The sequence below is a fragment of the Streptomyces sp. 4N124 genome (genome assembly GCF_052245395.1).
Classification (GTDB): domain Bacteria; phylum Actinomycetota; class Actinomycetes; order Streptomycetales; family Streptomycetaceae; genus Streptomyces.
Map to the genome: position 1 here is coordinate 128,292 of NZ_JBQQBS010000012.1, position 12,016 is coordinate 140,307.

At 72.1% G+C, this 12,016-nt stretch carries 12 protein-coding genes; 3 read left to right on the top strand and 9 right to left on the bottom strand.

Going from position 1 to position 12,016, the window contains the following annotated elements; genetic code table 11:
- The first annotated feature begins 1 nt into the window (after nt 1).
- On the top strand, nt 2-733 hold the full coding sequence (gene hemQ, locus ACTWQO_RS15230) for a hydrogen peroxide-dependent heme synthase (RefSeq protein WP_443237842.1): 732 nt from the start codon (nt 2-4) through the stop codon (nt 731-733).
- Between the two features lie 37 nt (nt 734-770).
- Here the strand turns inward: hemQ and ACTWQO_RS15235 are convergent, their stop codons facing one another.
- The 7 genes from ACTWQO_RS15235 to ACTWQO_RS15265 all read right to left on the bottom strand — a co-directional run bounded on the left by ACTWQO_RS15235 (nt 771) and on the right by ACTWQO_RS15265 (nt 9,262).
- Nucleotides 771-2,423, bottom strand: a complete 1,653-nt coding sequence (locus ACTWQO_RS15235; RefSeq protein WP_443237843.1) for an alpha/beta hydrolase — start codon at nt 2,421-2,423, stop codon at nt 771-773.
- A 116-nt stretch (nt 2,424-2,539) separates the two neighbouring features.
- Complete coding sequence (locus tag ACTWQO_RS15240) at nt 2,540-3,319, bottom strand: TIGR04222 domain-containing membrane protein (protein WP_443237844.1); 780 nt, start codon at nt 3,317-3,319, stop codon at nt 2,540-2,542.
- Between the two features lie 9 nt (nt 3,320-3,328).
- A complete protein-coding gene (locus ACTWQO_RS15245) occupies nt 3,329-4,192 on the bottom strand; it encodes a DUF4142 domain-containing protein (protein ID WP_443237845.1) in 864 nt (287 codons plus the stop codon).
- Nucleotides 4,193-4,582: 390 nt separating this feature from the next.
- Complete coding sequence (locus tag ACTWQO_RS15250; protein WP_443237846.1) at nt 4,583-5,959, bottom strand: DUF692 domain-containing protein; 1,377 nt, start codon at nt 5,957-5,959, stop codon at nt 4,583-4,585.
- 241 nt (nt 5,960-6,200) lie between these two features.
- Nucleotides 6,201-6,995, bottom strand: a complete 795-nt coding sequence (locus ACTWQO_RS15255; RefSeq protein WP_443237847.1) for an SAM-dependent methyltransferase — start codon at nt 6,993-6,995, stop codon at nt 6,201-6,203.
- 100 nt (nt 6,996-7,095) lie between these two features.
- Entirely contained in the window at nt 7,096-8,187 is a 1,092-nt protein-coding gene (locus ACTWQO_RS15260; protein WP_443237848.1) for a fatty acid desaturase family protein, read from the bottom strand.
- 337 nt (nt 8,188-8,524) lie between these two features.
- Complete coding sequence (locus tag ACTWQO_RS15265; RefSeq protein WP_443237897.1) at nt 8,525-9,262, bottom strand: peptidyl-tRNA hydrolase; 738 nt, start codon at nt 9,260-9,262, stop codon at nt 8,525-8,527.
- A gap of 92 nt (nt 9,263-9,354) precedes the next feature.
- Between ACTWQO_RS15265 and ACTWQO_RS15270 the strand changes: the two genes are divergently transcribed.
- Together ACTWQO_RS15270 and ACTWQO_RS15275 are read left to right on the top strand one after the other, a co-directional pair.
- Nucleotides 9,355-10,209, top strand: a complete 855-nt coding sequence (locus ACTWQO_RS15270) for an ABC transporter ATP-binding protein (RefSeq protein ID WP_443237849.1) — start codon at nt 9,355-9,357, stop codon at nt 10,207-10,209.
- A complete protein-coding gene (locus ACTWQO_RS15275) occupies nt 10,206-10,877 on the top strand; it encodes an ABC transporter (RefSeq protein ID WP_443237850.1) in 672 nt (223 codons plus the stop codon). The genes ACTWQO_RS15270 and ACTWQO_RS15275 overlap by 4 nt, the downstream gene beginning before the upstream one ends.
- Here the strand turns inward: ACTWQO_RS15275 and ACTWQO_RS15280 are convergent.
- Nucleotides 10,869-11,048: a hypothetical protein gene (locus ACTWQO_RS15280; protein ID WP_443237851.1), complete on the bottom strand. Its 180-nt coding sequence runs from the start codon at nt 11,046-11,048 to the stop codon at nt 10,869-10,871. The two genes, ACTWQO_RS15275 and ACTWQO_RS15280, sit on opposite strands and share 9 nt — an antisense overlap.
- 18 nt (nt 11,049-11,066) lie before the next feature.
- Nucleotides 11,067-11,927 (bottom strand): polysaccharide deacetylase family protein, encoded by an 861-nt coding sequence (locus ACTWQO_RS15285; RefSeq protein WP_443237852.1) that lies wholly within the window; start codon nt 11,925-11,927, stop codon nt 11,067-11,069.
- Nucleotides 11,928-12,016: the final 89 nt, after the last annotated feature.

Consider the following 12,016-nt stretch of genomic DNA (forward strand, 5'->3'; position numbering starts at 1 on the left):
CATGAGTGACGACGCCCCCACCACCGAGTCCGCCAGGATCCCGAACAAGGGCAAGCTGGCCAAGGACCTCAACGAGGTCATCCGCTACACGCTGTGGTCCGTCTTCAAGCTGAAGGACGTCCTCCCCGAGGACCGCGCGGGCTACGCCGACGAGGTCCAGGAGCTGTTCGACCAGCTCGCCGCCAAGGACGTGACGATCCGCGGCACGTACGACGTGTCCGGGCTGCGCGCCGACGCCGACCTCATGATCTGGTGGCACGCGGAGACCAGCGACCAGCTCCAGGAGGCGTACAACCTCTTCCGCCGCACCAAGCTGGGCCGCGCGCTCGAGCCGGTCTGGTCGAACATGGCGCTGCACCGCCCCGCCGAGTTCAACCGCTCGCACATCCCGGCGTTCCTCGCCGACGAGACGCCGCGCAACTACATCAGCGTCTACCCCTTCGTGCGCTCCTACGACTGGTACCTGCTGCCCGACGAGGACCGCCGCCGCATGCTCGCCGACCACGGCAAGATGGCCCGCGGCTACCCGGACGTGCGCGCCAACACGGTCGCCTCGTTCTCCCTCGGCGACTACGAGTGGATCCTCGCCTTCGAGGCCGACGAGCTGTACCGCATCGTCGACCTCATGCGTCACCTCCGCGCCTCGGAGGCCCGGATGCACGTCCGCGAGGAAGTGCCGTTCTACACGGGCCGCCGCAAGGAGATCGGTGAGCTGATCGCAGGGCTCGCCTGATCAGCCATCCGCCGGGCTGATCAGGGCCTGCTCGGCCTCAGCCCTTGTGCCGGGCGGCTGTCGCCTTGTCGGCGCGGTCGCCCGTCCGGGCCGGCTCGGCGGACTTCGTCTCCGGCCTGGGCTCTGGGTGTGCCTTGCACGCCGCGCGCCACAGCGGCAGGCGGCCCTCCAGCAGATACGCGTCCAGGTGCCCGTTGATGCAGGTGTTCGGCCCGCCCGCGATGCCGTGGGTGCCGGAGTCCCGCTCGGTCACCAGCACCGAGCCCGACAGCCGGCGCTGCAACTCGCGGGCGCCGTCATACGGCGTCGCCGCGTCCCGCTCGGCCGCCAGGATCAGCGTCGGCGGCAGCTCGCCCAGCGCCGTGCGCACGTCGAGGGGCTCCTGCCGGGGCGCCGGCCAGTAGGCGCACGGCAGGTTGAGCCACACGTTGTCCCAGGTCTCGAAGGGCGCCACGCGCGCGAGCCGGGTGTTGTCCCGGTCCCACACCGCCCAGTCCGTCGGCCAGGGCCCGTCGTTGCACTCGACGGCCGTGTAGACGGCGCCCGAGTTCTCCTCCTCGGCCGCCGCCTCGGTCTGCGGCCCGGCGATGTCGATCAGCGGCTGCGGATCGCCCTTCAGATACGCCGACAGGGCCTGCGCGCGACCCGGCCAGTAGTCGTCGTAGTACCCGGCCGTGAGAAACACGTCCTGCAACTGGCCCGGCCCCACCGTGCCGCCCGCCGGCTTGTCGGCCAGCCGCGCCCGCGCCTTCTCGTAGTTGCGCAGCACCTGCTGCGGGGTGTCGCCGAGGCCGTACACGCCGTCGTGCTTGGCGATCCACTTCCGCAGGTCCGCCCAGCGGCCCTCGAACGCGGCCGACTGGGCGAGGTTGTTGCCGTACCAGATCTGTTTCGGGTCCGGGTTCACCGGCCCGTCGAGCACCATCCGCCGCACATGCGTGGGGAACAGCGTCGCGTACAGCGCCCCGAAGTAGGTCCCGTACGAGGCGCCCATGAACGTCAGCTTCTCCTCGCCCAGCGCGGCCCGCAGGACGTCCAGGTCACGGGCGTTGTTGAGGGAGTGGTAGTGCTTCAGGGCGCTGCCCGACCGCTCGGCACAGCCGCGCGCATACGCCTTGGCCTGCGCGATGCGCTCCTTCTTGTACGCCTCAGAGGGGTACGTCGGCGACTGCGAGGGCGCCTTGAAGAACTGCTTGGGGTCCTGGCAGGACAGCGGCGCGGACCGGCCGACCCCGCGCGGGGCGTAGCCGACGAGGTCGTACGCCCCGGCGATGCCCTTCCACTCCGGGAGCAGGCCGACCAGCGGGAAGAGCATGCCCGAGGCGCCCGGCCCGCCCGGGTTGTAGACCAGGGCGCCCTGCCGGGGCACCTCGCGCTTGCTGTTGTGCGGGTCCTTGTGGGTCGCCCGCACGCGGCTGACGGTGAGCTTGATCTGCTTGCCGTTCGGCTGCGCGTAGTCGAGGGGGACGGTCACCGTGCCGCACTGCATGCGGCCCGGCATGTCCTGTCCCAGGGCGCACTTGCCGAAGTCGATCCCGGCCGCTTCGGCGCGCGCGGCGGCGACCGCGGTGCCGTGCAGCTCGGGCATGCCCGCGGCGCCCTCGGCGCCGCCGGCCGACGGGGCGGTGACACCGGCGAGGGCTGTCAGGAGCAAGGACCCGGCGGCCGAGTAGAGGGCGGGGGCTCTCATCAGGTATCCCTTCGGTGCACGGCAGCGACAGAAGGGATGTTTCGGTCGGCCGTTGGCGAAGGCAAGCACCGCCCGCCGGTGTCGGCGCCATTGCGCCCTATGCGCCCCCTGACGTGTCAGTGACGCCAGTACGGATCACGGCGCCCGAAGGCCGCGCGCAGGTCCGGTTCGCCGATCGCGCGCACCCCGCGGACGGCGACGGAGGTGAGGTACGTACGGTCGTCAGCGGAGCCGGCGTGCAGGGCCAGGGCGCCCAGCAGGCGCTGCCCGGCCGGGGAGGCCCAGTGCGAGTACGGGTGCACTTCGATCCGCGCGATCGCCAGGCAGCTCAGGGTGAGGGTGAGGGGGAGCGCGAACCAGAGGGCCACCAGATTGGGCGGCAGCTCCGACGGGGCGGGCGTCAGCAGCGCGGCGGCGCCCAGCGCGAGGACGGCCACCGCGGCGAGCCGTACCTGGCGGACCGCGGCCCCGACGGACGTACGGGAGCCGAGGGGCACGGCGAGACCCGCGCTGACCAGCCGGTCGGCGAGGCTGCCGACCGCGTCGGCGGCAGCGGCGGCGTCCCGCACCGGAGCGATCGGCGACTGCCCCTCCGGTCCGATGGCCCCGATCACCGAGCGCTCCATCTCGTCCCGCCCGCGCGGGTCGACGACCGTCGCCCAGCCCGTGTGTGCGAGGAGCAGCCGGTGCTGGCGGGCCATCGACACCAGCGTCAGATCGGCGACCCGGCGGGGGCCGCCGGACAGGAACGCCGCCTCGTACAGCGTCAGGTCGTGTCTGCGGCCCGCGGCGGCATCGGCGTCGGCGGCGGCCGTGCGTACGGCGGCCAGGCACAACCGGGTGCACGACGTTCCGGCGGCCGCCCAGGCCAGCAGCAGGAGCAGAACCCAGAACATGACGGTGTTCTATGCGAGGGACATGGGAAGCGCCATGCCCTTTTCGCCATCTGGACGGAGTGTTGTGGGTATGTGACGTTCCGTTTGGGGGCGGTGCGGTGGGGGTGGGCTGGTGGCCGCCGGCGGGAGCGAGTACGTCGGGGATGCCGGCGGCGTGAGCGGGACGACCGGGCCCGGGTCGGTGGTGGGGCCGGGTGGGGCCGGGGAGGGGGTGAGCGGGGGAGCGCTGGCGGCGGCCATGTCGCGGGCCAGAGCGTCGAAGTCGACGTAGCCCGTGGCCTCCAGGACCTTGATGTGGTCCAGCACGGTGGTGTTCGCGTCGTCGGCGAGCGCGCGGACCAGGGAGTTGCGGGTGCTTGCGCGGACCTGGGCGACTACGGAGAAGACCTTGCCGTGCGCCAGGCGCAGGATGTTCGCGAACTCGCGGTCGTACGTCACTCCCTGCGCGGCGTTGAGCGTGGCGAGCCATTCCTGCTGCTGGCCGGTGGGCTCGTTGGGCAGGGCGAGGCCGAGCCGGGACGCCACGTCGCGGACCCGTTCGTCCAGGAAGGCGTGGCCCTCGATCAGGTGCCGGCCCGCTGTGCGTACGGCCGGGGTGGTGCCCTTCTGCTGGGCCTGTCGGCCCGCGGGCAGCTCCCACAGGCCCGCGAGCCGGACCTTCGTGACGAAGTCGCGGTCCAGTGCCGACAGCGGTCCGAACCTCGTCGACACCGTCTCGGCGTTGAGTACGTCAACGCCGGTTCCTGATCGGTCGGTGTACGACCAGATCGGGAAGATCAGCGCGGCGAGGGTCGCTGCCAGGCAGGTGATGATCAGGCCGGTGCCGGTGAAGATGCCTCGGCCCTTGATCGGGGGGCGGGGTCGGGGTCGCATGGTGCCTCCTGCTTGCGGCACCGCACGTTAGTGCGCTTTTGGTGCGGCGTTGGCATATTACTTCGCGGTCTACGCCAACTTCGGTACTGGGAGGCAGGGTTGGGGTGGGGGTGATGGGGGTCGTATGGGGGATTTGGGTGGCTGGCATATGGGGGCAAAGGGGGCAATGGTGCGGTTCTGTGGGTGGGGTGGGCGTGGGGTGTTATGTCCAGCACATTTGTGGAGTGCCCTGCGTCTAGGGGGCCGGGGGTGGGACGCGCGGCCCGGCGCGCTTGCGGGGTGCCGCCTGCGCCCACCCGTGCCGCCCCAGGCGGCACGCATGCCCGCAGCTGGGCGGGACGGGTGCCGGCGGCTTGGTGGGGCGGGTGCGCGCGGCTTCAGGGGGCGTGCTCAGCGGCGTAGCAATACCTTGCGGGTTGCGCGGGCCAGGCGGGTGGTGGGGCGGCGGTGGGACGGTGGGGTTGGGGCTGAGCGGTCCAGGTGCCAGGTGTGGAGGTGGCGTCGGGCTGTCGGGTTCTGGGGGTGGCCCGTGGACAGGAGGTGGCCTGCGAAGTCCAGTGCGTCCTGGCGGTAGCCGCCGGTCATCGGGTGGCGCTGGGCGTAGGCGAGGAAAGCGGGGCGGTAGCCCTGGCCCAGGATGTGCGGGAGTTCGGGGGCGACCTTGGCCACGACGTCCGCCCGCTTGCCGGCCAGGGCACGGGCCTGTACGCCCAGCCGGACCCGGTCGAAGCCTTCGGGTACGGGCGTGCCGGCCACCAGGGCGGAGAGGAGTGCCGTCTGCGCGAGGGCGAGGCGCTGGCGGGCGGCGGTCGTGTCGGCGGGAGGCTCGACGGTGGTCGAGCTCTGCGGCGCCTCGGAGCCGTCCGGTGTTGTGGAGTCCTGCGGTGCCGCGGAGCCCTGCGGTGCCGTCGCAGGGCGCTCTGTCGATGACTCTCGCGTCGCCCGGCCCTTCTCCAGCGCCCCTCGGATCGCGCCCAACTCCCGCTCCAGCTCGGCCGGTTCCGGGAAGTTCTCGTCCCGTTCCAGCAGGACTCCGGGTGGCGAGACCCGGGAGGCGAGGTCGGTGAGGATGTCGAGGACCGCGTCGGGGACCGGGTGGGCGTGGCTGTCGTGCCAGACGCCGTCGCGTTCGAAGCCGCCGGCGACATGGACGTAGGCGATGGCCTCGAGAGGGACTTCGGCGAGGGCCTTGGCCGGGTCCTCGGCGCGGTTGACGTGGTTGGTGTGCAGGTTGGCCACGTCGATCAGGAGCCGTACGCCGGTGCGGTCGGCGAGGTCGTACAGGAACTGGCCCTCGGTCATCTCCTCGCCGGGCCACGCGATGAGCGCCGCTATGTTCTCCACGGCGAGCGGCACGGGCAGGGCGTCCTGGGCGATGCGGATGTTCTCGCACAGGACGTCGAGGGCGTCCCTTGTGCGGGGGACCGGCAGCAGGTGGCCCGCTTCCAGGCGAGGGGATGCCGTCAGGGGGCCGCCCGCCCGTACGAACGCGATGTGCTCGGTGACCAGCGGGGAGCCCAGCGCCTCGGCCCGCTCCGCGAGTGCCGTGAGGCGGGTCTCGTCGGGGCGGTCGGCGCCGCCGAGGCCGAGGGATACGCCGTGCGGGATCACGGTGACGCCGCGCTCGCGCAGCCGCAGCAGCGACTCGGGGAGATGACCGGGGCACACGTTCTCCGCGACGGCCTCGACCCAGTCGATACCCGGCATCCGCTCCACGGCGTCCGCGATCTCCGGCCGCCACCCGATTCCCGTCCCCAGTCGCTCCATCGTCCCCTCCTCCGCCCGGTGTCACCTGGCTGTGCCGCGTCGTCTCCTTCGACGTTCCGCCGCTGTGTGACGGGGGTATGGCCCCGGCGCGCCGACCCGAACCGCGCTCCGGGCGCCTTCAGAGCAACATTTGAGGTTCGGGGGAGGAAGCGGACGTGGACGGGAGGTCGCCGACATCGGGGGATACGCGCGGGAGGCGGCCCGTGTTCAATGCCCGTGTTCAATGGCGGGGACTGACCGGTCAGCGCTTGACGGCCACGCCTCCGAAACTGTCCACGTCCCGCCGCTCGTCCGTGCCGGCCGGGCCGGAGCGCCACTCGGCGACCGGGACCAGACCGGGTTCCAGCAGGTCGAAGCCGTCGAAGAAGCGGGCCAGCTGCTCGGGGGCCCGGTTGATCCGCGGGTTGTCGCTCGCCTCGTTCCAGCGCTGGACCATCGCCCGCATCTCGTCCGCGTGGAACACCTCGGTGCTGTCGCAGAACACCAGGTGGCTCCCGGCGGGGAGGGCGTCCTTGAGCTGCTGCACGATCGGGTGGGCGGTGTCGTCCGGGACGTGCGCGACGATGCCGAGCAGCATGAGCGCGACGGGCCGGCTGAAGTCGAGCGTGCGCTCGGCGCCCCGCAGGATCGAGTCCGGGTCGCGCAGATCGGCGTCGATGTAGTCGGTGGCGCCTTCGGGGGTGCTGGTGAGCAGGGCATGGGCGTGGGTCAGCACGACGGGGTCGTGATCGACGTACACGATCCGTGCCTCGGGGGCGATGCCCTGGGCGACCTCGTGGGTGTTGTCGAGGGTGGGCAGGCCGGTGCCGACGTCGAGGAACTGCCGGATTCCGGCCTCCGTGGCCAGATACGTGACCGCGCGCTTCAGGAACCCTCGCTGGGCGCGCGCGATGTCGACGATCTCGGGGTTGAGCTCACGCATCTGGTCCCCGACCTGCCGGTCGATCTCGTAGCAGTCCTTGCCGCCCAGCCAGTAGTTCCAGATGCGAGCGGAGTGCGGCACCTTGCTGTTGATCAGCGGACGGTCGACTGACATGACAACTCCCGGACCTTCCCTCGGCGTTGCGCCCTCCCAGCGGCGCGGGTCTCACGGTAGCCGGGTGATCTGTGCGGGGCGACCAGCGCCCCGCTCCGGATCAGTACTCCAGTTCGGGGCGCAGGGGCCCGCCGACCGCGTGCAGGTGCCGCAGGACCTGGGCGTAGGAGTTGAAGAGCCCGGTCTCGTGGTAGGCGATGCCGTGCCGGGCGCAGAACGCGCGTACCAGTTCCTGGGCATGGCGCAGGCCGGGCCGCGGCATGGAGGGGAACAGGTGGTGTTCGATCTGGTAGTTCAGCCCGCCGAGCGCGAAGTCGGTGAACCGGCTGCCACGGATGTTGCGTGAGGTCAGTACCTGCCGGCGCAGGAAGTCGATCTTGTCATCCTTGCCGAAAATGGGCATGCCCTTGTGGTTGGGGGCGAACGAGCAGCCCATGTACAGCCCGAAGAGCCCCTGGTGCACGGCGAGGAAGGCCACGGCCTGGAGGGGGGTCAGGACCAGGAACAGGGCGGTGACATAGCCGACGAGATGCGCGGTCAGCAGTCCCGCCCCGGCCAGCTTGGCCGCCCGTGAGCCCGCGGTGCCGTCGCGCTCGAACTGCGCCCGTACGCCGGCCACGTGCAGGGCGAGCCCTTCCAGAAGCAGCATCGGGAAGAACAGCCAGGCCTGGTGGCGGGCCAGCCAGGCGTAGGGGCCGCGGCGGACCCGGGCGTGGTCCTCGGTGAAGGCGATCGCACCGTCGGCGATGTCGGGGTCGCGGTCGACGTGGTTGGGGTGGGAGTGGTGCCGGTTGTGCTTGGCGATCCACCAGCCGTAGCTGAGGCCGATCAGCAGGTCGGCGTGCACGCGACCGAGCAGGTTGTTGACGCGCTTGGAGCGGGCGATCTGCTGGTGTCCTGCGTCGTGCCCGATGAACCCGGTCTGGGTGAACATCACCGCGAGGAAGGCGGCGGTCACCATCTGCCACCACGACTGCCCGATCAGGGCGAACGCGGTCCAGCCGGCGGCCAGCAGAAGCAGGTTCGCCCCGACCTTGACGGAGTAGTAGCCCGGCCGCCGCTTCAGCAGCCCGCTCTGTTTCACCTCGCGGGACAGTGCGGCGTAGTCGCTGCCTCGGCCGGCGGGCGGGGGTTTCGTCGTCCCGGCGTGATCCGGCGGCACGGTGCCCCGGTTGATGATCTCAGTGGTCACGTTTTTCCTTTCGGGGTGGGTGCGGGCCGGCTTTCGACGGCGCGGGGGCAGGGCGCCGGATGCGGAAAGGCCCGTGGGAAAGCAGCGCTAGGCAGGCCCGCGGCGCGGGCCTGCCTCGGAACGGGTGTCCTCAGAGTGAGGTCTCCTTCGAGATGGCGAATAGATGCGGAGAGCGCGCGTTCGCGCGTCCCCGGGCTGCTGGTCGCCAGCCGTCGAAGAAAACCCCCGAAACGACAAAGCGCCCGCTGTCAGAACTCCGCGGGCGCTTCCACGTCGCAAACTTCAACTACAACCACTCACTGAACGTCCCGAGTGCCGGGAAGGTTCCCGTGCCGCCCTACCTGCCCAAGGTCATGAGCGGGCAGTAGCGGCTGCCGCCTTCGACGGCGACGGTTTTGCCTGGTGCGATCTCCGTGAAGCCCGCGTCGCGGACCACCGGCAGACCGCTGGTGGTGAGGTCGGGCCAGCGGTCGGCGGGGGCGGTGCGGACGGCCAGGGGGAATCCGGCGTCGCGCCAGGCGGCGCGGTCCTCGTCCGACAGCTCCCACCAGGCGAGTTGGGTACCATGGCCGACCTGCGCCATCGCCTTGCCGGCCGTCATGTCCAGGTCGGGGCTGAGCCACAGCACCGGCACGCCCGGGTCGGCCTCGGCCGGCGGCTCCGGGTCGTCGAGGTCGGTGCCGGAGACCTGGAGCCGGGCGAGGTCCTTGGGCCAGCCGTCCAGCGGGACGGGCGGGAAGACCCGTACCTCCGCTGACTTGCCCGTGACCGTGATGCCGGGCAGTGCCTCGGCCCGCCGCCACTCGGCGCCCCGCGCCCGCCGCACCACCTTGCGGATCCGCGCGTCCTGCCAGTCCCGCACGGCCTGTGCCCACTCGCCGTCCCCCAGCGCCCGCTCGTCGCTGAGCAGCACCAGCACCGCGCGGGCCGCGGTCTCCAGCGCGTCCGTACGGGCCGGGGGAGCCGCCCGCTCGATCCGTACGACCAGCGGCAGCACGAACTGCGGCGCCTCGTCGCGCACGGAGGACTCGGAACGGAATGGGCTGTCGCCGGGCACGCCGGGCACGCCGGGCACGCCGGGATCGCCGGGAACGGAGGGATCACTGGTCACGTCCTCCAGTCTGCCAGGCGGAAGATCGGTTCCTCCGGGCGCGAGAGGATGACCGCATGCAACGCGAATTACGGCTGGAGCGCGTCGGCCGCCGCTACGGCCTGCGCGGACCCTGGGTGCTGCGCGGGATCGACCTGGCCGTGACCCCCGGCACTCTCTTGCGCATCGAGGGCGCGAACGGCACCGGCAAGTCCACCCTCCTCCGGCTGCTCGCCGGAATCGACGCCCCGACGGAGGGCCGGATCAGCGGCCGGCCGCGCACGGCCTACGTCCCCGAGCGCTTCCCGTCGGCGCTGCCCTTCACCCCGTCCGGCTATCTCACCCACCTCGGCGCGGTGCACGGCCTGTCCCGTACGGCGGCGGCCCGCGCCGCCGACCAGTGGCTGGAGCGCTTCGGCGCCGCCGCCCATGCCCGTACGCCGATGTCGCAGCTGTCGAAGGGCAGCAGCCAGAAGGTCGCGGTCGCCCAGGCCCTGGTCGCCGAGCCGGACCTGCTCGTCCTCGACGAGGCCTGGACCGGCCTGGACGAGTCAGCCCGCGCCGAGCTGGAACGAGCGGTCGCGGAACGGACTGTGGCGGGCGGGGCGGTGGTCTTCGTCGACCATGACCCGAGTCGCCTGGCGGGGGCGCCCGACGCGACGTACACCGTCCGCGACGGCGGCCTCAACCACCGTACGGAACAAGGCACTTGGCCCTCCGGACCGTACGCCGTCATCGTGGTCCAGGGCCCACCCGGTGGACCACTGCCCGCCACCCCGAAGCTCACCTCCGCCGAGGAGACCGCGCCCGGCACCCACCGGCTCACCGTCCCCGCGTCCCACTCGGACGTCGTCCTGCGCTCCCTGCTGACGGCCCGCCCGCCGTGGCATGTGGTGAGCGTCGCCCATGAGGACGTCGAGGAGGTCCGATGACCGCGCTCCTGCGCTATCAAGCCGCCCTGCTGGTGCGCTCGCAGCGCTGGCTGCCGCCGTTCATCCTGTACGCCGTGTTCCTGGGCGTCGGTGTGCAGGGCGGGCAGCCCGTGCTCGACTCGCTGGGTTATGCAGCCGCGGCGCTGCTGCCCGTCGCCGCCTGGCTGGTGCGGATCTGCGTCGGCAACGAGCCGCCCGCCGCGCGCGCCCCGGTGGCCGCCGCGGCCGGACCCGGACGGGCGCACCTGTCCTGTCTGCTGGTCGCGCTGGCGTCGTCCGCGGCGCTCGGCACCGTGGCGACCCTCGTCGTGACGCTGATCAGCGATCCGGTGACCTCCGACCACCAGACCCGGGTGGCGCCGCTCCCGGCGGGCGCGGCCGGGCTGCTCGCCGCGCTGGCCTGCGCCCTGCTCGGCACGGCCGTCGGCGCGCTCACCTCCTGGCCGCTGCTGCGCTCGCCCGGCCGGGCGGTCCCGGCGATGCTGCTCGCGGCCCTGCTGTCCGTGGTCGTCACGGGCTCCCCGGCGCAGGCGGCGGTCAGCGGACTGGTGACGGGGTCGCAGTCGGGCGAGGTCCAGCTCCCCCTGCTCCCGCTCGGCGCCGCCACCCTCCTGACCGCGGCGGCGATCGCCGTGGCCTGCGCGCTCACCTCTCGCCGGTCACCCTGAGCAGGCCGTGCGCTGGGCCTCCTGCCACTCGCAGACGGGGCAGAGCGTGATGCCCTTGTACGACTCCGGGTACTCCGTCGGCTCCCGGCACAGCACGCACTCCGCGTACGGCGGCCCGTCGGCCTCGGGCGGCCTGGTCGCGTCGATCAGGCAGTAGTCGTCGTCGCTCATACATCCAGCGTAAGAGGGTCAGCCGTCTGTCGTACGAGCCTCAGCGCGCCCGCCCGCGGCCCCGATCAGCTCGGACACCTTCACAAAGCGGAAGCCCTTGCGGCGCAGCTCGGGGACGATCGTACGGAGGGCGCGTTCGGTCGTCGGGGCGGCGCTGGTCGTGCAGTGCAGCACGACCACCGAGCCCGGCCGTACGCCGTCCAGCACCTGCCGGGCCACCGCGTCCGCGTCGGTGGCGAAGGCGTCCCCGCCGACCACATCCCACTGCACGGCGGTGACGCCGGTCGCGCTCAGCGCCTTCAGGGCCCGGCCGTCGTAACAGCCGCCCGGGAAGCGGAAGTACGGCATCGGCTCCCGCACCCCGGCCTTGCGGAAGGCCGCGTACGCCTGCTCCACGTCCGTCCGCATCCGGTCCTCGGAGACGGTCGGCAGGCCGTAGCAGTCGTCGGTGAAGGCGTAGTGGCTGTACGAGTGGTTCGCGACCTCGAAGAGCGGGTCCCGGCCGATGGCGCGGGCCTGGATGGGGTACTCCTCGGCCCAGCGGCCCGTCATGAACACGGTGGCCGGCACCTTCAGCGCCCGGAGTGCCGCGATGAGCCGGGGATTGTCGAACCGCTCCCCGGCCGCCGCCCGCGGCCCCTGGTCGGCGGTCATGTCGGCGTCGAAGGTGAGGGCGACGGTCTTGGCCCCGGTCCGCGGGCCGTTCTCGAAGACAGGGGTCAGGCCCGCGGGGCCGGGGGCGAGGGTCGGGGGCCGCGACGGGGCGACGGTCCGTTTCGAGGGGGCGGGAGGGCGGTGTGGTTCCTCGGCCGTCCCGCAGGAGGCGAGGGTGGCGCTCAGGGCGCAGGCGATGGCTACTCGGCGTACAAGTGTGATCACCGCATGAACGTAACTATGTGTGGAATGCGTCTTTTGTCTTTGGCGGCTGCTTACTGGATGTCTCTTGCCGAATTCACCCGCCCGCCGGG

Bases quoted from the DNA above. Each gene is read 5' to 3' on its own strand.
- ACTWQO_RS15275 (WP_443237850.1), top strand. From the start codon at position 10,206: ATGACCGCGCTCCTGCGCTATCAAGCCGCCCTGCTGGTGCGCTCGCAG.
- ACTWQO_RS15235 (WP_443237843.1), bottom strand. From the start codon at position 2,423: ATGAGAGCCCCCGCCCTCTACTCGGCCGCCGGGTCCTTGCTCCTGACA.
- ACTWQO_RS15270 (WP_443237849.1), top strand. From the start codon at position 9,355: ATGCAACGCGAATTACGGCTGGAGCGCGTCGGCCGCCGCTACGGCCTG.
- ACTWQO_RS15250 (WP_443237846.1), bottom strand. From the start codon at position 5,959: ATGGAGCGACTGGGGACGGGAATCGGGTGGCGGCCGGAGATCGCGGAC.
- ACTWQO_RS15240 (WP_443237844.1), bottom strand. From the start codon at position 3,319: ATGTTCTGGGTTCTGCTCCTGCTGCTGGCCTGGGCGGCCGCCGGAACG.
- ACTWQO_RS15245 (WP_443237845.1), bottom strand. From the start codon at position 4,192: ATGCGACCCCGACCCCGCCCCCCGATCAAGGGCCGAGGCATCTTCACC.
- ACTWQO_RS15255 (WP_443237847.1), bottom strand. From the start codon at position 6,995: ATGTCAGTCGACCGTCCGCTGATCAACAGCAAGGTGCCGCACTCCGCT.
- ACTWQO_RS15280 (WP_443237851.1), bottom strand. From the start codon at position 11,048: ATGAGCGACGACGACTACTGCCTGATCGACGCGACCAGGCCGCCCGAG.
- hemQ (WP_443237842.1), top strand. From the start codon at position 2: ATGAGTGACGACGCCCCCACCACCGAGTCCGCCAGGATCCCGAACAAG.